The sequence below is a fragment of the Paraburkholderia madseniana genome (assembly GCF_009690905.1).
Lineage (GTDB): Bacteria > Pseudomonadota > Gammaproteobacteria > Burkholderiales > Burkholderiaceae > Paraburkholderia > Paraburkholderia madseniana.
Genome location: NZ_VOSW01000069.1, coordinates 22,052 through 41,470, shown reverse-complemented (window position 1 = coordinate 41,470; position 19,419 = coordinate 22,052). Strand labels below are relative to the sequence as shown.

Sequence of the window (19,419 nt, the reverse complement as noted above, 5' to 3'; positions counted from 1 at the left end):
TTCTTGCCAACCGAAGCGAGGCGCTCATTGAGACCCCTTCGAGCAGTGCCTGGCACAAGTCGGACCGTGTCGTTGACGCTCGCCGCGTTACCGGAGATGGCGCAAAGCAGCGTCACGCTGCACGGTATCGTCGGCACCGGCATCGGTTATCAGAGCAGTACGACGACGCTCGGCTCGACCACGGGCGGGCGGCAGTAAGCGTCGTACCGCCAGTTGCTCGCACCGCACAGCCCGACGATCTGGCTTCCGGCAATGCGCCCATGCTGGGCGCACACGAAAAAGGCCTTATGGACATGCATCCATAAGGCCTTGATTTCTTTGGTTGGGGCGAGAGGATTTGAACCTCCTCCCACCTGCACCCCACGAAAGGAATAAATCGTCCCAAGCTGTAGAGCCTGCCCGGAGTCGAGGCGCTCGGCACTATTCGCCACGGAACAGCATTCCGGAGGGCTCGGTAATTTTGCGTATACACATGCGTAAATCTAACGCAGATCTTGAAATTTTTTATTTCACAATCAAGTACTTAAACATAAAATTCGAGTCCTCTCGTGGCACCGACTGACGTCAAAGACATCAGTCCAGAGCAGGCCCTACGGCAGGGGTTCTACAAAGCTTTTCCCCGCAGTGAAATTCACAGTCTTCGCAAGGAACCTGGCTTTCAACTCCGACGGAAGACACTTACGTTGCCCTGCGTTGGTTCTAGCGTAGGCTTCTCCCAACATTCCCACTGAATAAGGCGCAACACAATCGTTTAAGAATTGTTAGATCGGTTGGTTGAAATTAAAAGACTGGCGGATTGGCGGCGAACCTGGCGCTTTTGGGGGTGCGTCGCGCCGCCGTCAGAATCTCCGCGGCAGGCGCGGCCCACACTTTTCACCTGCCGCTTTCAATCTCCGGCATCGGTGCGAATAGCGCGTCGAGGTCGTCGTCGGAGAACTTGGCGGCGCCGGCGGCGTCTTCGGAGAGAATACTGTCGGCGAGTCCCGCCTTCTGCTCCTGCAACTCCACGATCTTTTCTTCGATGCTGCCCGCGGCAATCAGCTTGTAGACGAATACGGGCTTATCCTGCCCCAGCCGATGGGCGCGGTCGGTCGCCTGATTCTCGGCGGCGGGATTCCACCACGGGTCGTAATGAATCACGGTATCCGCAGCGGTCAGGTTCAGACCCACGCCACCCGCCTTCAGGCTGATCAGGAACAACGGCACGTCACCTTGCTGGAAGCGCTCGACCGGCGTGATGCGGTCCGTCGTGTCGCCAGTCAGAATGACGTAGGGAATCGCGGCTTCCTCGAGCGCGTCGGCAATCAGCGCCAGCATGCCCGTGAACTGCGAGAACAGCAGCACGCGGCGTCCTTCCTCGATCAATTCAGGCAGCATCGAGAGGAGCAAATCTAGCTTGGCCGAACGCGTGACACGTGCGCCCTTTTCGACCCTTTCCGCTTTTTCCACTTTGCTGCGCTTCCCGCCCGGTTCGCCTGGTTCGCCTGGCGCCTCGTCAACCCTGATTTTCCGCACGAGACGCGGATCGCAGCAAACCTGGCGCAGCTTCAGCAACGCATCGAGCACGATAATGTGACTGCGCGCGAGGCCCTGCGCGCTGACCGCCGCGCGCACCCGCTCCTGCATTGCCGTACGCACCGTTTCATATAGATCACGCTGCGCGCCTTCGAGATCGACTGAACAGACGATGGTGGTCTTGGCCGGCAACTCCTTCGCGACCTCGTCCTTACGACGGCGCAGCATGAACGGCCGGATGCGGCGCGCCAGCAGCGCGCGGCGCACGCCGTCACCGTTCTTTTCGATCGGATTGCGCCAGCGTTTGGTGAAGTCTTTCTGGCTGCCGAGAAAGCCCGGCAACAGAAAATCGAACTGCGACCACAGTTCGCCGAGGTGATTCTCCAACGGCGTCCCCGTCAAACACAGCCGATGCCGCGCGCGCAATCCGCGAATCGCCTGCGCGGCTTTGGTGCTGGCATTCTTCACGTACTGCGCCTCGTCGAGGATCAGCAGGTGATAGTCATGCTCGGCGAGCACCTTCTGATCGCGCCACAGCAGCGCGTAAGTCGTAAGAATCAGGTCGTGCTCGCCGATCTGCTCGAAACGCTCCTTGCGCTGCGGGCCGTTCAATATCAGCACTTTCAGGTCGGGCGCGAAGCGGCGCGCTTCCTCGCGCCAGTTGTGCACGAGCGTGGTCGGCACGACGATCAGTGCGGGACGGTCGAGCCGTCCGGCTTCCTTCTCCGCCAGGATATGCGCGAGCGTCTGCACGGTCTTGCCGAGACCCATGTCGTCGGCGAGCACGCCGGCCAGATCGTGTTCGCGCAGGAACTGCATCCAGTTCAGGCCCTGCTGCTGATACGCGCGCAGTTCCGCCTTCAAACCACGCGGTACCGGCACCTCGTGCAAGCCCGGGCCGGCCTGCAGACGCTGCGCCAGTTGGCGAATCGAATCGTCGCCCTGGAATTGCCAGCGGCCCGTGCTGTTCAATGCTTCGAGGCGGCCCGCATCGACGGAGGGCACCCGCAGCGGCGCGCCGTCGGCCAACGTGCCGCCCAGTGCGTCGAACAGATCGACCAGCACGCGCACCACCGGCTTCAGCCGGTCGGCGCGCAAACGCAGGCGTTTGTTTTCTTCGGTCTTCAACTCGATCGGTTCGTCGTCGGCGATGGCTTCAAGCGCGCCGCCGAGCCAGCGCCGGTCGCGCCGGAACAGATCGGCGAGCAGCGGCTCGAGCCGCACATTGCGCTCGCCGATGCGGATGCCCATCTCCAGATCGAACCAGCCGTCGCCCGCCTGCTGCGCGGTGCCGTCGATCGCGTCGATCTCGATGATGTTGTAGCGGAACTCCGGCGCCATCGTCACGCGCCAGCCTTTGCTCACGAGGTCCGGCACAGCGTCGTTGACAAAGGCGGACCAGGATTCGGCATCGGGCAGACCGAGCATTGTGTCCGGCAAAAGCCGCGATGCGTACACGCGACTGGTCGGCACTTTCTGCAGCCCGGTCTTGCGCAGTTCGAGCAAGCGCTTCTTTTCGGCTTCGTAGCGTCGGCGGATATGGATGACGTCGCCGCCCGGCATGGGCACGAGGGTGACGCTGCTATCGACATTGATGCTGACGCCGTCGTAATCGAAGCTGACACCGGCCAGTTCAACGGCCTCTGACTTGCGCTGCCCCGCCTTGGCCGTTGATGGCAGCGCGTGGCTGTTGAGCGTGAGCACCGGCACGGGATCGACGTCGATCACGCGGATCGCGGAGGCGTCGTGCGTGGGCGGCAGCGGCAAATCGGGCGCGATCTCACGCAACACCGAGGCGACGAGCGGCGCTTCGGCGAGCGAGATCGGCGGCATGGCGAGGTAATCGGGCAACTGCTGGAACGGCAGCGACGATTCGACAATGCCCGCTTCATTGGCGACGCCGTCCACGTACCAGATCGGCTCGGTGGGCAGCACCATGGTGGCGTGCGGTTCGGTGCACAGGACAGGCCGCAGGCGTTCGTCCGCCAGCGGCTCCCATTCGATCCGCCCGGGCCGGTCGGCGCCGCGCGACAGCGGCGTCGGCCCCTCGTGACCCGGCGCCGGTTTGAGCTCGAAGAACAGGCGCCCCGTGGCGATCAGCTTTTGCAGCATCTCCGCGCCGCTGGTGCCGCGCAGAATGAACTGGCCGAAATCCTCGCGCGAGCGGCCCAGCCAAAGCCCGCGCAGGATCGACAGGTCTTCGTCGGAGACAAACCTGGGTTGCTTGAGTAAGGCGGCTTCCACATTGCCCCAAGGCTCGTCGACTTCGACAATCGTGCCGTCCGGATTGCAGTGCGCCCGGTACAACACGACTTCGTGGCGCATGTGGAACTTGGACCAGTTCAGCAGGTAGGCCAGCGTTTGGGTACGTGCGGCGGCCGCCTTCTGGGCAACCGCATCGGCGGCTTCGGCTCGCGCGCGAAAACGCTCGAGCCAACTGACCAGTTCGGGGCGCACGCCAGATGGCGGCTGCATCGCTGTTCCGGACGACGCCTGCGGATAACCGGCGGACGAGCGCTCATCGGCGTCGATGTCACTGTCGACGTTGGTGATGTGGTCCATCTCGTCGTGATACTCGAGCTCGGCGAGCAGCAGCGCGGCGACATGCTTGCAATTGCGGCCGACCGGGCAACTGCATTCGCTCTGCGCCCAAGGTCTGCCGCCATCGGTACGAAACCGCACCCGCGTGTGATAGGGCAGCACTCGTGAGCCCTGCACGTAGCCGCTGAGCTTGGCGCCGTCCCATTTCACGTTCGTGACGGCGCCGACTGAGCGCGCCTTGGCGACGGTGTGGTCACCCAGCCATTCCGTAATCCGTTCCCGATCGAAGAAAACTGACGACATCAGGGTCCATTCCTTTTCAAGCCGGCGGGGGCAACTGTGCGCGGACGCAGAAGTGGCGCGGCGGCGATGAATGGCGACTGCCCGCACAGTTTCAGCCCGGCATAGATTGCCCGTGGTAACCGGCCATTTTACGCGTCGGACGAAATTAGCTGTGGAGACGGCTTTCAATGCAGTGCAAGGGACGGATGGCCTGGCTTCGCTCAGAGTGCGGGGTCGCTGGATGCCCCGACGCTCACTTCCAGCCCCGCCGCCGCGAACACCTGAGCGAGCGCAGGCGTTGGCGCCTCATCGGTGACCAGCAGATCGACCGCATCCGCACCGAAAGCATGTACTAGCGCGCTGTGGCCGAATTTCGCGTGATCCGCCGCGACCACGCGCCGCTCGGCCTGAGCAAAGGCAGCGAGCGAAAACGCCACATCGGCGGGCAGTGCGTCCATGAAACGGCCCTGCAGGTCGATCGCGGTGACCGAGACGATTGCGTAGCGCACATGGAACTGGCGCAGGAAGGCAAGCACGCTGTCGCCGACGGCGGCGGAGTCGTCGGCGCGCAGTTCGCCACCCGCAATGAACACGCGGTTGCCGTTGCGCGGCGCCAGCACGCGGGCGACTTCGATGGAATTGGTCACGACCGTGAGGCGCGAGCGCGCGGTGAGCGCTTGAGCAATGTGCAGGCAGGTCGTGCCGCCCTCGAGGATCAGCGAGTCGCCGTCCCGCACGAGTTCGCTGATGCGCGCGCCGATCGCCTGCTTGCCCTCGCGGCTTGCCACCATGCGCCGCTGGAACGGCGGCTCGTCGAGCCGCTCGGGCAGCATGATGCCGCCATGGACCTTGATGAGCAGGCCATCCGCGATCAGCGGCTTGATATTGCGGCGGATGGTCTCGTCGGAAACCTCAAAGCGGCCGGCAAGATCGGTGATCGTGCAGGTGCGCTCGTCGCGGACGAGTCGCAGGATTTCGGCTTGGCGTTGGGTGGAGAACATAGGATCGAGACCGGGAGACGGTGCTCAGTCTAGCAAACACCTCATAGTTCGCCAAGAAATCTCAACGCATTCCCATATAAATCCACAATCGGCACGCTAAAGCCGCACTAAAGCTCAAACTGCCCTTACTTCCGCCAGCAACTCGGGATGCCGATCCAGTACTCTCAACAGTTTGATGAGCGCGAGCGGCGGCCTAGTCTTGCCATTCTCGTACCGCGAAAAAGCATTCACCCCGCCGCCGAAAATTTCCGCCGCCTCTCGCTGGTCCAGTTCAAGCTTCTTGCGGACGGCGGCAATGAAGGCGGGATCCACTTGAGATGCATTCACCTCCTTGTTGAAGGCCAGCATCATTTGACCCGTGCGGGTCGCCTCGTCCATGTCGAGCACCGCCTCGTCGCACGCGGGGCAATAGTCGCCGGTGACGGCCTCGAAGACGGCTGTCTCTCCCTTGTAGACATAGCGCATATTGCGCGTATCGCGCACCAGTTCGGCTGCTCCGCAATTCGGGCATTTCATGCTCACCACTCCTTGAATGACACGACGAGGACGTCATCGACCACCGTCAATTTCAAATAGACCATGCCGGCTTCAGTCATGGCGCAGTAGACGTCCTGCCAGACCCGATGGTCCGCGTACGTGGTCATGCTTTTTCTGAAAGCACGCCGATCAAGGGACATCACCGTTTCGACAATCGCTGCAGGCCCGAAGCCGAGTGCCGCAGCCCCAATCACGGCCGATTTCGTGATTCTGATCTTCCCTGCACGCGCCAAGTCCTGGACATCGGCCAATTTGCAGTGAGGCGTAATTTTTTCCACTCTTGCCTCCGATTGATATTAACCTACTTGGTTATAAAAAGGTAGCGCGGCCGTCTGTTGCCGACGTATCCGCGATCCCCTTTGATCCCACATCAGCCAAATCGATCGTTGCTTTTTGCCAAATTTTGTTGCAATCTACGCGCGTCAATTCAACTTATTTCCACATATGTCCACATCAATCCCCGCCCACGCCCGTGTCGTCATCATCGGAGGCGGCATCATTGGCTGCTCGGTCGCCTATCACCTGACCAAACTGGGCTGGACCGACGTGGTTCTGCTCGAACAGGGTCAGTTGTCGTGTGGCACGACCTGGCACGCGGCCGGCCTCGTCGGCCAACTGCGCGCGCAGGAAAGCATGACCAAACTGATCCGTTACTCGACCGCGCTCTACGCCGAACTCGAAGCCGATACCGGCCTCGCGACCGGCTGGAAGCAATGTGGCTCGCTCTCGGTGGCCCGCACCGCCGAGCGGATGACGCAGCTCAAGCGCACCGCCGCCGTCGCGCGCGCCTACGGCGTGGCGTGCGACGTGATCAGCCCGCAGGAAGCCGGTGAACTCTGGCCGGTGATGCGCACCGACGACCTGCTCGGCGCCGTCTGGTTGCCCGGCGACGGCAAAGCAAATCCCACCGATCTGACCCAGGCCCTCGCCCGCGGCGCCCGCACGCGCGGTGCACGCATTGTCGAGAACACCCGGATCACGGCGATTCACACGCGCTCCGCGCTCGAAGACAAGGCAAACGCCACGACAGGCGCGCGCGAAGTCAGCGGCCTCGCGTGGCGCAACAAGGACGGCGAGGAAGGCACGATCGGCGCGGACATCGTCGTGAATTGCGCGGGCCAATGGGCCAAGGCGGTGGGCCGCCTGTGCGGCGTGACCGTGCCGCTGCACTCGGCCGAGCACTACTACATCGTTACCGAACGCATTGCCGGCGTGCATCCGGACCTGCCGGTGATGCGCGACCCAGACGGCTTCATCTACTTCAAGGAGGAAGTGGGTGGTCTCGTAATGGGCGGCTTCGAACCGAACGCGAAACCGTGGGGCATGAACGGCATCCCGGATAATTTCGAATTCCAGTTGCTGCCCGACGACTGGGATCAGTTCGAAATCCTGATGGAAAATGCGCTGCAGCGTGTGCCCGCACTCGAAACAGCGCAGGTGAAGCAGTTCTACAACGGCCCGGAATCGTTCACGCCGGACAACAACTTCATGCTCGGCGAAGCACCGGAATTGCGGCGCTTTTTCATCGGCGCGGGTTTCAATTCGATGGGGATCGCATCGGCGGGCGGTGCGGGCATGGCGCTCGCCGAATGGATCGTCGCAGGCGAACCGACGATGGACCTGTGGCCGGTCGACATCCGCCGCTTTGCGCGTTTTAACGGCAACGACACCTGGCTGCATGATCGCGTGAAGGAAACGCTCGGCCTGCACTACGCGATGCCGTGGCCAAATCGCGAACTCGACAGCGCGCGGCCGTTCCGCCGCTCGCCGCTGTATTCGCTGCTGCGCGATGGGGGCGCCTGCTTCGGCAGCAAAATGGGCTGGGAGCGCGCCAACTTTTTCGCGCCGACGCCCGCCGAAGCACAGATCGATTACGCGTTCGGCCAGCAGAACTGGCTGCCGTGGAGCGGCGCCGAACATCGCGCGTGTCGCGAAAGCGTCGCGCTATTCGATATGACGTCGTTCTCCAAATTTCTCGTCAAAGGACGTGATGCGGAAAGCGTGCTGCAAGGCATCGTCGCCAACGATGTAGAGGTACCGCCCGGCACCGCGGTCTACACCGGCATGCTCAACGAGCGCGGCACTTACGAATCGGATTTCACGCTCACGCGCCTCGCCGACGATCAATACCTGCTGGTCACCGGCACCGCGCAAACCACACGCGATTTCGACACCATCGAAAAAGCAATTCCGCGCGACAAACACTGCACGCTGGTCGACGTCACCGGCCAATACGCCGTGCTCGCTGTAATGGGCCCGCGCTCACGCGAGTTGCTGCAAAGCGTGTCGAAGGCGGACTGGAGCAATGAGGCATTCGCGTTCGGCCAGAGCCGCGAGGTCGATCTCGGTTACGCGACGCTGCGCGCCACCCGCCTCACCTACGTCGGCGAACTCGGTTGGGAACTGTACGTGCCGGTCGAGTTCGCGGTCAGCGTGTACGAAGCGTTGCGACAGGCAGGCAAGGCCTTCGGTCTCGTCAACGCGGGCTACTACGCGATCGACTCTTTGCGCATCGAGAAAGGCTACCGCGCGTGGGGTCGCGAACTGACGCCGGATACGAATCCGTTCGAGGCGGGTCTGTCATTTGCCTGCAAGCTCGATAAGGACATCCCGTTCCGCGGCCGCGACGCGTTGTTGAAATTGCGCGCCGAGCCGCTGCGCCGCCGCATGGTGGTGCTCACCGCCGACGGCGCCGCCGATCGCATGCTGTGGGGCGGCGAAGCCATTCTGCGTGACGGCAAGCCGGTCGGCTTCGTCAGTTCGGCGGCGTTCGGGCACACGCTCGGCTGTCCGGTGGCGATGGGCTATATCAACAATCCGGACGGCGTCGCCGATGCTGCGTATCTGAACAGCGGTCAATACATGATCGACGTCGCCGGCGATCTGCTGCCGGCGACCGTGCATCTGAAGGCGCCTTATGATCCGCGCTCGGAACGGGTGAAGGGCTAACGCCCGCCGCGCGCCATACTTGAAAACACCCCGTCGCGGCGGATCAAACCATGAAACAACGCCGCCGCGAGATGCAACAGCACCGTGGCGAACAGCGCGAATGCGAGCCATGTATGCAATGCACGCAGTAGCGCGAACAACTCCGTGTTATGCGGCGCGATCGGCGGTAAATGCAGGGGGCCGCATAGCGTGATCGGATATCCCGCCGCGGATAGCATCGCCCAACCGATCAACGGCATCGCCGCCATCAGCGCGTAGAGGATCAGATGCGACAGCCTCGCGACGGTACGCTGCGGCGCGGGCATGTCCGCCGGCAACGGCGGACTGCCGCGCCGGATACGCACGCTCACGCGCAGTATCACCAACAGCAGCAGCGCTATCCCAAGCGGCTTGTGAATCGCGATCAGCGTGGTATGCGCCCGCGACACCGTCGCGACCATTCCCACGCCGATAAACAGCATCGCGATGATCAACGGCGCCATCGTCCAATGCAGGAGTCGCGCGAGCGGACTGAAATGGGTACGCGTCTGTGTCATGAACGCTCTCCGTTCGACTTCGTTTGATGAACCTCGGGATGCAACGATTCTTCGCGCGTGCGGCGCTTATACGACAGCGCGTACGCAGCCGAGCGCGCGGCGAGCAACGGATCGTTGGAAGGCCGGATACCGGCCGGCAAGATGGTCGGATCAAAATTGACATCGCGACAGGCACCGTCCTCCTGCGACGTCGTGTGATCGATCACCAGCGTGCCGGCATCGATATGCTGACGATCGTCGGGCCATTGCATCGTCGCGTCGTCGATGGGATCGCCGGGCTGCGCGACCGTCAGGATCAGATGCCAGCGCAACGGTCCATTTTGCAGACGCTGATCGAGGTCGGCTTCGAGGAAATTCTTCTCTTCCTTTTGTGCATCGGTGATCGGCGCATACGGCGTTTCAGGCACCATCGCCCAACGCACGGCGCGAGTATTGCCCGCGCTGTCGGTAAACCGGAAAGCGTTGATGCTGTAGTACGCGGCATTCGCCAGACTCGACGATGGCGGATGGGCTTTCACCCATGCCTGAAACGGTTTGATCTCAGGATTCGCGGCATAAAACGCCTTCAGCTTTGCAGGGTCCGGTTTGCCGGTCGCGGCATCGGGTTTCGCCGCGACCAGTTGCTGATAGAACTGCTCGGGCGTATGAACCGCGAATACAGGTGTCGAGTTCATTCCGGTGCGCCACTGCTCACCGTTCTGCAACTGGAACAGCAAGGCCATGCTACGTACCGGTGAACTCGTATCGGGCGCGGACGGATTGCCGCCGGGAACCGCGAAACGGCCGATGACCGGCGTGCGGCCCGGCGCGAATACTGCGGCATGTGAAAGAACCGAACCGGCGCCGCTACTGTCGAAATACCCCGCCACACACAAGCCCTTTGCATGGTTGCGGCGATAGCCGGGATGGGCCTGGCCGGCTACCACTTCGAAGGTATTGATGAAACGTGGCGCGGTGAGCCGCGCAGGTGTCAGCCAGCCTGCCGTATAGGCGAAGCCTCCGGCAAGAACCGCGACGACCGCGCCGATCGCGGCGAGCCGGCATGGCACGCATCGAGGCGCAGCGTTGGGAACGGATGGTTTTGTCACGACGACTCCTTGACTCTCGGATAGATGCACTCATCGGCAAACACCGAGTTCGGCGATCTATTCCATTCGACATCCGGCGCGTCCATTCCGTGTGCGCGCCGGCTATCGATACCGTCAATTGACGCTGCCTGCCGGCGCGGTGCTGCTCGCGGCATGGCTCGCGGCGGCCGCCTTGGCGGCAAGTGCTTCCTTGTTGTGCGCGACCTGCTGTGCGAAGATGGGGTTCACATCCGGATACGACGTATCAGTGACGTAGTCAAGGCCGTTCTGCTGGGCTTCGATCAATTCCTGGTACACCTGAGCACGTGTCTTGCCTTCTGCAAAAACGCTCGACGAAGCGACGAGAACGGCGAGGGACAATGCGGCAAAAGCAATCTTCTTCATGATGAACTCCAGAGAGTTTTGTGCGGGTTTGCATGAGGGATAACCACGGGTTCGCGGCTTTTATTCCTGCCTTGGCGCTTCGTAAAAAACAAACTTCGAATGTGGAATAAACTCACACCTGCGTGTGTTCGCCACTCGATAGCTGAAATCCGACGAATGCCGAAACCATGACCTCAACCGCCCCTCCCTCCGATTCGCCGCTTTCCGAAGCCGACATTCAGGCCTACGCCGATGGGACGCTGACGCCGGAACGCGCTGCGTTTCTGCAGGACTATCTGGGCAAAGATCCGGCGGAAGCACGCCGCGTGGCGTTCTACGGCAGGCTCAACGCGCAGATGCAGCAGGCCTTCCAAACAACTGACGAACCCGTTTCGACCCGCGCCGAAGGATGGCGCGGCGTACTCGACCGGTTGAAGGCCACAAAGCGCCCGGGCAAAGTGTTGAACGCTCTCGGGGCGCTCGTTCTTACACTGGTCGCCGCGAGCGGCTGGCTGGCCGCCACAGAGGTGTCCCGGCAGGCACTCAACAATGCCGCCGTGATGGCGTTGGCGGAAACCGCCGCCGCACAGTATTCCGCTGCCTCGCCGACGCGAACCGACGTGGCCGCCCCCAACCTCGCGGCGATCGGATTGCGACTGGTGGATCAAAGGGTCCTATCGCTCAGCCCCTTCCAACGCGCCAGCGAATTCATCTATCTGAACGGCGACAACCGCCCCGTCGTGCTGATTTCCACGCTGGCACTGCTGGCGCCGGCCCAGCCGCAGTGGGCCGCCCTGCGTATCGGCGAGATCAGGCTGCTGACCTGGACGGCGCAGCGCCAGCGCTTTGTGGTCGCCGGCGACGCCCGCACCCACGGTCTGATGCGCGCCGCCGACGTGATGACCGTGCGATAGACCCTCTCCAGGTTTTTGCAACGCTGCAAAAACAACGGAATAAAATGCACCCACGCGTGTTTGCAGTTCGAATGCGCGTGGTGGTTCAATCGACGGCCGCCCACCCGGCGCCCCACGAGAAGCCCACGATTGGGATTGAAAATGGATGTCCGTGACGAGCTGATTGAGCATGTGCCGCGCTTGCGGCGCTATGCGCGAGCGCTGATCAACAATCGCGATCTCGCCGACGACCTGGTGCAGGACACGCTCGAACGCGCGCTCGGCCGGACCGGCATGTTCCAGCCCGGCACCGACCTGCGTGCGTGGCTGTTCACGATCATGCATAACGTGTTCGCCAATCAGGCGCGCAAGGCGTCGGCGCGTGCAGTCCACGTGGCGGTCGACGACGACAGCGTCCACGAAAGCGAATTTGCCGTGCCGTCCGATCAGACCCGTTCGCTGGAAATGCGCGACCTCGACTACGCATTGCAGCGTCTGCCCATGGAGCAGCGCGAAGTGGTGCTGCTGGTCGGTCTCGAGGAAATGAGCTATGCCGATGTGGCCCTCGCGCTGAACATTCCGATCGGCACGGTCATGTCGCGCCTTTCACGCGGACGCGAGCGGCTTCGGGCATTGATGGCGGGCACGCAGCCCGGTGCAAAATTACAGGTGGTGCGATGAGCGACCAACACACTCCGATCGGCGAACAAGAGCTGCACGCCTATGTGGACGGCACGCTGTCCGACGAACGACGCATCGAGGTGGAGCGCGCGCTCGAACAGAACCCCGAGTTGGCCACACGCGTCAGCGATTATTTCTCGCTGAACAGCATGTTTCATGAACGCTATGACCGCGTGCTGAGCGAGCCCGTGCCCAAACGTCTGCAAACGCCTCTGGCCAGTAGGCGCCGCTGGCGCATAGCCGCCAACTGGCCGCAGTTCGCCGGGATGGCGGCAGCGCTGGTGCTGGGCGTAGGCATCGGCGTCGGCACGCATATGGGACAGGACGTCGTGGCGCCGGTCACCGACCACTCCGACACGCGCCCGGTCAGTGCGGACAGTTCGGAAATGTTTGCGCGGCAAGCCGCGGTGGCGCATGTGGTCTATATGCCCGCCGTCGACCGTCCAGCCGAAATGACGGCGGATCACGAACAGGATTTCGTGCAGTGGCTGTCCAACCGGCTCGGCACCAATGTGCATCCGCCGATGCTTTCGAAGAGCGGTTTCAATCTTTCGGGCGGGCGTCTGTTGCCAGGCGCCGATGGGCCGACCGCGCAGTTCATGTATCGCGGGCCGAACGGCGAACGCGTGACACTGTGCATTTCGCATCGTCAGGTGAACTCGAATACCACCGCGTTCAAGCTGTATCAGGACGGGCCGGTGAACGTGTTCTACTGGGTCGACGGCGACTTTGGCTATGCCGTGTCAGGCGGGATCGATCGCAAGGTGCTGTTGCAACTGTCGCATGACGTGTACTCGCAATTGACGGGCGCCGCGCCGGGTTGAGATGCCGTGTCAGGTCGCGATAGCGGGTTCAGTTTGTCGCACTGCTGCCGCGATCGAGCGACGCCGCGCGCATCGCGTCGCTCGGATTGGTGAAGAACTGCTGGCGCAACTGCGCAATCTGCGCGTCGCGTTGCTGAGGTGGCAAACCCTGTTTGTCGATCTGCGCGCGCTGGCTTGAATAGTCCGCATAGCGGGCTTGCCAGGCGTCGTCAGCCTGCTGCATCTGCACGACGCGTTGCGCCGCTTCAGGTCCAAGTGTCTGCGTAATCCGTGCGCGCATCGTATCGAGCGAGCCGCCCTGCTTCTGCGCCTGACTGATCGCGTCGAGTGCGGCCTGCTGCGGGCGTGCCCGTTCGTGGGCCGCGCGTGTTTCCGGCGGCAGTGCCGCGTCTAGTGCGGCGAGACGCGCCGCTTTTTCCGCGGCGCTCATCGCGCCATCTGACGCGATGCGCAGACGCGCCACATCCGTATGTTGCTGCTGCGATTCGGCGCCGAAGAACGGCTCGCTCCATTCGCCCATCAAGCGGGTGCCTAAGGCATCGCGCTGGTCGAGCGAGAGCTGCAGCGCGTCGAGGTCCAGCTTTGCGCCGCTCTGGCTTTGGATTGGCGAGGTTTGTGGCAACTGGTCGAGCGCCGTGCGATAAGCGTTGTAGCGCTGCCAGACAGTCACCGCTTCTTCGGCGGCCGGCGTGCCGTCGAGTTGCGCGGCGATCTGCCGACGCACCAATGCATCGAGCGTCGCGGGAGAGATTTCGTTTTGCGCCGTCAGGAAGTAGTCGAAGAAATCGCGGACCGCACGCGTGTGCGCGAGGTGGCCGCGGCCATCGGTTGGCAGATGAGGTGGCGACGAACCGTCGAGCGAAGCGGGCAATGCGCCGGCCGCCGACGTGCCGGCGGCCATGTCCTTGCCCGAAGCGAGCGCGGGTTTCGCAGAACTCGCCGCATTCACCGCATGCAGCGCGGATGCATGATGCGCGGACGGCGGGCGGTTCAGCCACAAGGCCGCACCCGCCGACACCGCACCCACCGCCACGAAAACCAGCCACTGACTCCGCGCGCTGCCCCGCTGCCTCTCCAATCGCCGCATCCGTTCACACGCCTTGCGTCTTCAGGCGGTTCGCCTGCATGCGAATCACTGCCACCGGATCCGCCGCATTCGCGCCGCGCACGCCGAGCAACTGGTTGATCTCGTCGAGATGGTTCCACTTGTAGCTCGTGCCAAGCACCTTGCCGTAGAGCGCGCTGCACACCGAGACGAGTCCGTCGTTCTGCCCCGACTGGCGGCTCAGCATGATCGCGCCGGTGCCGTACAAAACGAGTGTCGACGGATCAAGGAGGTTGGCGGAATCGATTGGGGCGGCGCTGGTGTCGGTGGCGCCAGGGATGCCCAGCACGGAGGTCGGCTGAATCGCAGTGCCCGCCCACGAGTACAGCAGATGCGTGTTGCCGTTGACGGTCTCAGTCGCGGCGCCCGTTTGGCACGAGCCGGGTGCACCGAGGCCAGCGCTCGGATAGCGCAAGTTGTAGGCCGCGGCGTTAGCCGTGGTCAGCGTTTGCAGCGCGGCTACCGCATTCTGATTCGTGTTGTTATTACTACTCGTCAGGATGCCGAATATATTCGCAAACGCGCCGATGATCGATGTCGAAAGACCGGTCGGATCTTTTTGCAACGCGTCCTGCACGAAATCGGCGAACTCCGAGCCGCGATGCGGCGTCCCAATCGTGGTGACCGAAGCGACGAGTTCCGGCGCTACCGCAGCGACATAGCGCGAGGTCAAGCCACCCTGGCTGTGGCCGATCAGATTCACCTTCTGTGCGCCGGTCGCGGCCAGGACCTGTTTCACGTAGGCGAGTAATTGTTCGCCGCGCCCGTTCGGACCGTCATCGGTCTGAAAGCCCGACAGGTTCGCCACATACACGCTTGCGCCGTGCTGCTGGAGGTCGGACTGAATGCCGTACCAGTAGTCGAGTACGCCGAGATATTTGTCGGTCCCGGTGAGGCCATGGACGAGGATGATCGGATAGCGGGTTGCCGCATAATCGTCGGCGCTGGTGGTCGACGTCGCGGCGATTGCGCGATCGATGGCAACCGGTGTGGCGATTGTGAGAAGCACAGCGAGCGGCGCATTGGCGACAGCGGCCGCAATCGCCCAGGCGACGATGCGAGAACCCTTCGATTTCGACATGTGACGGCCTCCGGTTGCGAAGTCCGCGTATTTAGCTATACAAATCGATCGAGGGCAATAGAGCGGGAACTCCAAACTGCTTATGCTGCAGTGCGTTTCTAAGGTCTATCGCAGTGTGGCGATGCGACGGGCATTGACGGCATCGAGGTCGACAATGCTGCCTGGATTCGCGCTTGACTTGACCAACTCCCGCGGCGTCACCCCTAACAACCGCCCCATCCAATGCGCCATATTACTCTGATGCGCAAAGCCCGTCTCCAGCGCGATCTGACTCGCGCTCAACCTGCCTTGAAGCAATAGCGCCCTCGCCCGCTCCACTCGCCGTTGCACCACATACTGATGCACCGGCATACCGAGCGTTTCGCGAAACAGCACCTTGAAATGCGGGACACTCAATTCAGCATGCACCGCCAGTTCGCCAAGCGTGAGGCGTTGATCGAGGTGCGCTTCGATAAACTCGATCACGCGAGCGGCAGTCTTCGGCGCAAGCGTGCGACGTTTGTTCTCGAGTTTGTCGAGCACCGGCGCGCTGCCGATCAGCCGTACCACCATCGCGGTACACAGGCTTTCGGCGAAGAGCGGATCGGACGCATCGTCCGCTTCGAGTTCCGCGCGTAGCGCCCAGGCCAGATGCTGAAAACGTGGGTCGCGCATCTGGAACTGCGGACGAAGCCGCGCTTCGCTCGTCTTCAATTCCAGTTGCTCGACGGTCCTCTGTGCGAAGTCTTCGCCGATCCACACACTGAAAATCGTGCAGGCGGCTTCATCGGTCCACTGTCCGTCGACGCCAGCGGGAATCACATCCGCATCGCCATGCGCCTGAATCCGCGAAAAGCGGCGCTCATTGCACATGCAACGCGCCTTGACCGGCGCGCCGACATGCACACCCACGCGATGATGCTTGAGCGCCGGAATCCGGTGCAGCCCGGCCGACACGTTGACCAGTTCCGCGCCGAAGCCCTGCCAGCCGAGCGTCTTGCTCGAGAGCAGCGCGATGCGGGAGCCACTGTGCGGCTGCGGTATCGGTGTCACGGCGTTCATTGCTTTTCCTCGTGGATGGCGGCAAACGTGTGTGCATTGTGCTGCGTTTTTCGCTCCTTCGCTTGGCTCGCACCGCCTCAACACACGTGCTGCGCCGCCACAAAGAAAAACAATCATCCGAATCTGCGCACGACGATCCGTGCCCGCGCGTTTCTCCGTCCCCGTATCCCTAAGATGGCCGCATACCGACCCAGGAAGGAGCTCAACGTGTTCGTGATCTTTGGAGCAGCAGGCAATGTTGGCAGAGTGAGCGCGGCGGCGTTGCGCCGGGCGGGCCGCGAAGTGCGCGCGGTCGTGCGCCAAGCCGAGCAAGGCGACGTGTTAGCGGAAATCGGCTGTGAAATCGCCATCGCCGATCTGCTCGACCCAGCTTCGGTAGCACGCGCTATCGAGGGAGCGTACGCGGTGCAGATACTGTGCCCAGTGCCACACGCAGACGCCGATCCCGCAACCACGATGCGGCGCATGATCGACGTGAGCGCGGGCGCATTACGCGCCAACCCGCCGCAACGCGTGCTCGCGCTGTCCGACTACGGCGCGGAACACGCGAGCGGCACCGGCATCACGACGCTGTTTCACACCCTCGAAACGCAACTCGCGCCCGTTGCCTCACAGTTGACGTTTCTGCGTGCAGCGGAACACATGCACAACTGGGGTCGCGTGCTGCCAATCGCGCTCGCGAGAGGCGTGCTGCCGAGTCTGCATCATCCATTGAGCAAGCTGTATCCGACGGTCGCCGCACAGGATGTCGGGCTGCTGGCCGCCGAACTATTGCTCGACGACAGACCGGCGAAGGTGTCACCACGGGTGGTGAGCATCGAAGGTGAAGCGCGTGTCAGCGCGTTAGACGTCGCGCGTACGCTCGGTGCATTGGCGCACCGCCAGATCACGGCCTACGAAGTGCCACGCGGCGAATGGGCCGCCATGCTCCATGGCGCGGGACTCGGTGAGAACCACGCGCGTCTCATCACGGATCTATACGACGCGCACAACGCGGGCCGCATCGACGTCGAAACGGAGATCAGCGAGCGGCGCTTCGGCGCGACTGCGCTAGCGGATGTGTTTGCGTCGATCCTGGCGCGTGTCGCTGCAACTTCAACTGCAACTGCGACGGCTCGCTAAACCGCACTCGCGATAGGAGAAACGACATGCATACTTGCCCTTTGCTGCGCGCATCGATGGAAGCTCGGAAAAGCGCGACGCATCACATCCCGCAACCACGCGGAACGACGAACACCCGCTACTGGACGGCCATCTCAGCAGGTCTTGCGGGACTCATCGGTTGGCGAGCGCTTCGGGACATGCTCAACGCGATTCCCGATAGCAACGACGACTTTGGTTTGTTCTGATTCGACGCGGCTCGAATCGAATCGAATCGAATCAATTCGGCTCCACTCGCGGTTCGATAAGCCGTAGACACGCCGCAGATGGGTCATCACCATGTCAAAGTCCGCACTAAATTGACAAAACCGACGCCACGACACCGGCCGCCGTTTGCAAACGGTGGCCGGTGCGCACACGTCAATTATTCGTTTTCGTCGAAGTAGTGCCCAAACTTCAACTGTTTGGTGCGGATATAGCGCTCGTTTTCCTCGCGCATCGGAATTGCCAGCGCGACGCGCTCGCACACCGGAATGCCATGCTTTGACAGCGTGTCGAATTTTTCCGGATTGTTGCTCATCAGGCGAACCGAGGTGACCTTGAGCGTGCGCAGAATGCCTGCCGCGGAATCGTATTCGCGCGAGTCGTCGGGCAAGCCGAGATCGAGATTGGCCTCGACGGTGTCGCGGCCCTGCTCCTGCAACGCATAGGCGCGAATCTTGTTCGACAGGCCAATGCCGCGCCCCTCGTGGCCGCGCAGATACAGCAGCACGCCGCAGCCTTCAGCCGCGATATAGCGCAGCGCCAGATCGAGTTGTTCGCCGCAATCGCAGCGGTACGAGCCGAGCACGTCGCCCGTCAGGCACTCGGAGTGCAGGCGCGTCAACACGGACGACTGGTTTGCGACGTCGCCCATCACGAGCGCGAGATGTTCGGCGCCGCTTTCGGCCACGCGAAACACGTAGGAGGTAAACGTGCCGTAGCGCGTGGGGAGCGTGGCGGTAGCGTCGAGGACGACGCACTCGCCGCTGGGTGCGCCGTCTGTTGCTTGCGACGGATCGTGAGACGTGAGCATGGCGTTGGACAATGGTGCTGACATGAACCCGCAATATTGGGATGCGGTATGGACCGGCAGTTTACCGCTAATCGGCACACCGCGCCCGGATGCCCGCGTGCCGCGTACGAAACCGACGCACATCACATGGCTACCTGAGTTGAACGCACCGCGCGCCACAGGTATTCCCGAGGTCCGTCCGCCGCACACCGCGCCTATACTGGAATGGCCTGTCCCTCACGCCAGCGCGCCGCATCGGCGTGCTGCACTGCGAAACGGAGTCGCTCCATGACAAGCGTTGCACAGCTTCTTAAAACCAAACCGAACAACACCACCGTCTTCACGGTCGGGGCCGACGATTCTGTCTACGAGGCGATCAAGCTGATGGCTGAAAAAGGCATCGGCGCACTGGTCGTAACGGACGGCGACAGCATCGCCGGGATCGTTACGGAGCGGGACTATGCGCGGAAGGTCGTCCTGCTGGACCGTTCATCGAAGGCTACGCCGGTGCGCGACATCATGAGCAAAGCCGTGCGCTTCGTCCGCCCCGACCAGACCACCGACGACTGCATGGCCCTGATGACCGAACGGCGCATGCGTCACTTGCCGGTCATCGAAAACGACCGCCTGGTAGGCATGGTATCGATCGGCGACCTGGTGAAGAACATCATCGCCGAGCAGCAATTCACGATTCAGCAACTCGAGTTCTATATCCACGGCGAACGCCCCTGAGGTTCGCGGCCTATCGCAGGTCGCGCCACACGCCGGGCGTCGCACCCTGCCGAAACGGGGCGCAAAAAAAGCCCAATCCTTGAAAAAGGTTGGGC

The 19,419-nt window shown here is 62.6% G+C and carries 19 protein-coding genes; 8 read left to right on the top strand and 11 right to left on the bottom strand.

Going from position 1 to position 19,419, the window contains the following annotated elements; genetic code table 11:
• The first annotated feature begins 66 nt into the window (after positions 1–66).
• The gene (locus FSO04_RS47730; RefSeq protein ID WP_233465025.1) at positions 67–198 is read left to right on the top strand and encodes a porin; all 132 of its coding nucleotides are present in this window, start codon (positions 67–69) and stop codon (positions 196–198) included.
• Positions 199–873: 675 nt separating this feature from the next.
• On the opposite strand, the gene FSO04_RS30475 is transcribed toward FSO04_RS47730, so the two are convergent.
• From FSO04_RS30475 to FSO04_RS30460, 4 genes are all read right to left on the bottom strand, one after another.
• A complete protein-coding gene (locus tag FSO04_RS30475) occupies positions 874–4,359 on the bottom strand; it encodes a DEAD/DEAH box helicase (protein WP_154565320.1) in 3,486 nt (1,161 codons plus the stop codon).
• Between the two features lie 200 nt (positions 4,360–4,559).
• Positions 4,560–5,339 carry a DeoR/GlpR family DNA-binding transcription regulator gene (locus tag FSO04_RS30470; RefSeq protein ID WP_154565319.1) on the bottom strand — a complete coding sequence of 260 codons (780 nt, stop codon included), beginning with the start codon at positions 5,337–5,339 and terminating at the stop codon, positions 4,560–4,562.
• A gap of 114 nt (positions 5,340–5,453) precedes the next feature.
• Positions 5,454–5,855 carry a type II toxin-antitoxin system MqsA family antitoxin gene (locus tag FSO04_RS30465; RefSeq protein ID WP_154565318.1) on the bottom strand — a complete coding sequence of 134 codons (402 nt, stop codon included), beginning with the start codon at positions 5,853–5,855 and terminating at the stop codon, positions 5,454–5,456.
• 2 nt (positions 5,856–5,857) lie between these two features.
• Positions 5,858–6,154, bottom strand: coding sequence for a type II toxin-antitoxin system MqsR family toxin (locus FSO04_RS30460; RefSeq protein WP_168435899.1), 297 nt, complete (start codon positions 6,152–6,154; stop codon positions 5,858–5,860).
• A 166-nt stretch (positions 6,155–6,320) separates the two neighbouring features.
• Here FSO04_RS30460 and FSO04_RS30455 point away from each other — a divergent pair, with 166 nt between their 5' ends.
• A complete protein-coding gene (locus FSO04_RS30455; protein WP_154565317.1) occupies positions 6,321–8,825 on the top strand; it encodes a GcvT family protein in 2,505 nt (834 codons plus the stop codon).
• Here the strand turns inward: FSO04_RS30455 and FSO04_RS30450 are convergent.
• The 3 genes from FSO04_RS30450 to FSO04_RS30440 form a co-directional block, all read right to left on the bottom strand.
• Complete coding sequence (locus tag FSO04_RS30450; protein ID WP_154565316.1) at positions 8,822–9,361, bottom strand: cytochrome b; 540 nt, start codon at positions 9,359–9,361, stop codon at positions 8,822–8,824. The genes FSO04_RS30455 and FSO04_RS30450 overlap by 4 nt on opposite strands.
• On the bottom strand, positions 9,358–10,449 hold the full coding sequence (locus FSO04_RS30445) for a catalase family peroxidase (RefSeq protein ID WP_168435898.1): 1,092 nt from the start codon (positions 10,447–10,449) through the stop codon (positions 9,358–9,360). Before FSO04_RS30445 ends, FSO04_RS30450 begins: the two co-directional genes overlap by 4 nt.
• Before the next feature lie 114 nt (positions 10,450–10,563).
• Positions 10,564–10,833 (bottom strand): DUF4148 domain-containing protein, encoded by a 270-nt coding sequence (locus FSO04_RS30440; protein ID WP_154565315.1) that lies wholly within the window; start codon positions 10,831–10,833, stop codon positions 10,564–10,566.
• Positions 10,834–11,000: 167 nt separating this feature from the next.
• On the opposite strand from FSO04_RS30440, the gene FSO04_RS30435 reads away from it, so the two are divergent.
• The 3 genes from FSO04_RS30435 to FSO04_RS30425 all read left to right on the top strand — a co-directional run bounded on the left by FSO04_RS30435 (position 11,001) and on the right by FSO04_RS30425 (position 13,210).
• Positions 11,001–11,726 (top strand): anti-sigma factor family protein, encoded by a 726-nt coding sequence (locus tag FSO04_RS30435; RefSeq protein ID WP_154565314.1) that lies wholly within the window; start codon positions 11,001–11,003, stop codon positions 11,724–11,726.
• A gap of 141 nt (positions 11,727–11,867) precedes the next feature.
• Entirely contained in the window at positions 11,868–12,386 is a 519-nt protein-coding gene (locus FSO04_RS30430) for a sigma-70 family RNA polymerase sigma factor (RefSeq protein ID WP_154565313.1), read from the top strand.
• Positions 12,383–13,210: an anti-sigma factor family protein gene (locus tag FSO04_RS30425; RefSeq protein ID WP_154565312.1), complete on the top strand. Its 828-nt coding sequence runs from the start codon at positions 12,383–12,385 to the stop codon at positions 13,208–13,210. Before FSO04_RS30430 ends, FSO04_RS30425 begins: the two co-directional genes overlap by 4 nt.
• A 28-nt stretch (positions 13,211–13,238) precedes the next feature.
• On the opposite strand, the gene FSO04_RS30420 is transcribed toward FSO04_RS30425, so the two are convergent.
• The 3 genes from FSO04_RS30420 to FSO04_RS30410 all read right to left on the bottom strand — a co-directional run bounded on the left by FSO04_RS30420 (position 13,239) and on the right by FSO04_RS30410 (position 16,437).
• Positions 13,239–14,297 (bottom strand): lipase secretion chaperone, encoded by a 1,059-nt coding sequence (locus FSO04_RS30420; protein WP_154565311.1) that lies wholly within the window; start codon positions 14,295–14,297, stop codon positions 13,239–13,241.
• A 4-nt stretch (positions 14,298–14,301) separates the two neighbouring features.
• Positions 14,302–15,396 (bottom strand): triacylglycerol lipase, encoded by a 1,095-nt coding sequence (locus FSO04_RS30415; RefSeq protein WP_154565310.1) that lies wholly within the window; start codon positions 15,394–15,396, stop codon positions 14,302–14,304.
• A 105-nt stretch (positions 15,397–15,501) separates the two neighbouring features.
• Positions 15,502–16,437: an AraC family transcriptional regulator gene (locus FSO04_RS30410; RefSeq protein WP_154565309.1), complete on the bottom strand. Its 936-nt coding sequence runs from the start codon at positions 16,435–16,437 to the stop codon at positions 15,502–15,504.
• Between the two features lie 207 nt (positions 16,438–16,644).
• Between FSO04_RS30410 and FSO04_RS30405 the strand changes: the two genes are divergently transcribed.
• Positions 16,645–17,559 carry an NAD(P)H-binding protein gene (locus tag FSO04_RS30405; RefSeq protein WP_168435897.1) on the top strand — a complete coding sequence of 305 codons (915 nt, stop codon included), beginning with the start codon at positions 16,645–16,647 and terminating at the stop codon, positions 17,557–17,559.
• Positions 17,560–17,585: 26 nt separating this feature from the next.
• Positions 17,586–17,786, top strand: a complete 201-nt coding sequence (locus FSO04_RS30400; RefSeq protein ID WP_154565307.1) for a hypothetical protein — start codon at positions 17,586–17,588, stop codon at positions 17,784–17,786.
• A 176-nt stretch (positions 17,787–17,962) separates the two neighbouring features.
• Here FSO04_RS30400 and ribA read toward each other — a convergent pair whose 3' ends face one another.
• The gene (ribA, locus tag FSO04_RS30395; protein ID WP_154565331.1) at positions 17,963–18,613 is read right to left on the bottom strand and encodes a GTP cyclohydrolase II; all 651 of its coding nucleotides are present in this window, start codon (positions 18,611–18,613) and stop codon (positions 17,963–17,965) included.
• 267 nt (positions 18,614–18,880) lie between these two features.
• On the opposite strand from ribA, the gene FSO04_RS30390 reads away from it, so the two are divergent.
• A complete protein-coding gene (locus FSO04_RS30390) occupies positions 18,881–19,324 on the top strand; it encodes a CBS domain-containing protein (RefSeq protein WP_154565306.1) in 444 nt (147 codons plus the stop codon).
• Positions 19,325–19,419: the final 95 nt, after the last annotated feature.

Coding starts and splice junctions, on each gene's coding strand:
- FSO04_RS30475 (WP_154565320.1), bottom strand. CDS start 4,359: ATGTCGTCAGTTTTCTTCGATCGGGAACGGATTACGGAATGGCTGGGT.
- FSO04_RS30470 (WP_154565319.1), bottom strand. CDS start 5,339: ATGTTCTCCACCCAACGCCAAGCCGAAATCCTGCGACTCGTCCGCGAC.
- FSO04_RS30465 (WP_154565318.1), bottom strand. CDS start 5,855: ATGAAATGCCCGAATTGCGGAGCAGCCGAACTGGTGCGCGATACGCGC.
- FSO04_RS30455 (WP_154565317.1), top strand. CDS start 6,321: ATGTCCACATCAATCCCCGCCCACGCCCGTGTCGTCATCATCGGAGGC.
- FSO04_RS30450 (WP_154565316.1), bottom strand. CDS start 9,361: ATGACACAGACGCGTACCCATTTCAGTCCGCTCGCGCGACTCCTGCAT.
- FSO04_RS30440 (WP_154565315.1), bottom strand. CDS start 10,833: ATGAAGAAGATTGCTTTTGCCGCATTGTCCCTCGCCGTTCTCGTCGCT.
- FSO04_RS30435 (WP_154565314.1), top strand. CDS start 11,001: ATGACCTCAACCGCCCCTCCCTCCGATTCGCCGCTTTCCGAAGCCGAC.
- FSO04_RS30430 (WP_154565313.1), top strand. CDS start 11,868: ATGGATGTCCGTGACGAGCTGATTGAGCATGTGCCGCGCTTGCGGCGC.
- FSO04_RS30425 (WP_154565312.1), top strand. CDS start 12,383: ATGAGCGACCAACACACTCCGATCGGCGAACAAGAGCTGCACGCCTAT.
- FSO04_RS30420 (WP_154565311.1), bottom strand. CDS start 14,297: ATGCGGCGATTGGAGAGGCAGCGGGGCAGCGCGCGGAGTCAGTGGCTG.
- FSO04_RS30415 (WP_154565310.1), bottom strand. CDS start 15,396: ATGTCGAAATCGAAGGGTTCTCGCATCGTCGCCTGGGCGATTGCGGCC.
- FSO04_RS30410 (WP_154565309.1), bottom strand. CDS start 16,437: ATGAACGCCGTGACACCGATACCGCAGCCGCACAGTGGCTCCCGCATC.
- FSO04_RS30400 (WP_154565307.1), top strand. CDS start 17,586: ATGCATACTTGCCCTTTGCTGCGCGCATCGATGGAAGCTCGGAAAAGC.
- ribA (WP_154565331.1), bottom strand. CDS start 18,613: ATGCTCACGTCTCACGATCCGTCGCAAGCAACAGACGGCGCACCCAGC.
- FSO04_RS30390 (WP_154565306.1), top strand. CDS start 18,881: ATGACAAGCGTTGCACAGCTTCTTAAAACCAAACCGAACAACACCACC.